The sequence below is a fragment of the Muribacter muris genome, from assembly GCF_004569585.1.
GTDB classification, from domain to species: domain Bacteria; phylum Pseudomonadota; class Gammaproteobacteria; order Enterobacterales; family Pasteurellaceae; genus Muribacter; species Muribacter muris.
In genome coordinates this window covers 1-451 of record NZ_SPPA01000075.1, presented here as the reverse complement: position 1 = coordinate 451, position 451 = coordinate 1, and the positions used below count along the sequence as shown (strand labels likewise).

1 tRNA gene and 1 rRNA gene are annotated in these 451 nt (G+C 43.2%); both read left to right on the top strand.

The features are described 5' to 3' along the window. A 16S ribosomal RNA gene (locus tag E4T80_RS12670) occupies positions 1 to 86 on the top strand; the annotation flags it as partial. 140 nt (positions 87 to 226) lie between these two features. Then, positions 227 to 302 (top strand) — tRNA-Glu (locus E4T80_RS12665). Positions 303 to 451: the final 149 nt, after the last annotated feature.

Here is a 451-nt window from a genome sequence, read left to right as displayed (position 1 = left end):
GGGCGTTCACCACGGTATGATTCATGACTGGGGTGAAGTCGTAACAAGGTAACCGTAGGGGAACCTGCGGTTGGATCACCTCCTTACCTTAAATGAAGTTGCAAGTGTTCACACAGATTGTTTGATATGATTTGGCAATAGTGCGTTGGTTAGAAGGCAGTTGTGAATAGATAAATTTGCAAATAAACAGCCAAAACCAACTGCTTGGAAAGCATCTCTAAATGCTGTCCCCATCGTCTAGAGGCCTAGGACATCGCCCTTTCACGGCGGTAACCGGGGTTCGAATCCCCGTGGGGACGCCATTTAAAGATGACTTTTGTTGTCGATGCTCTTTAAAAAACTGGAAACAAGCTGAAAACTGAGAGATTTTTCAAGCAATGAAAAGTCTGAGTAAAAACAAAGCAAAAACCAATCCTTGTCTGTAAAAAGGCAGACAAGTCAGTTGTAAGAA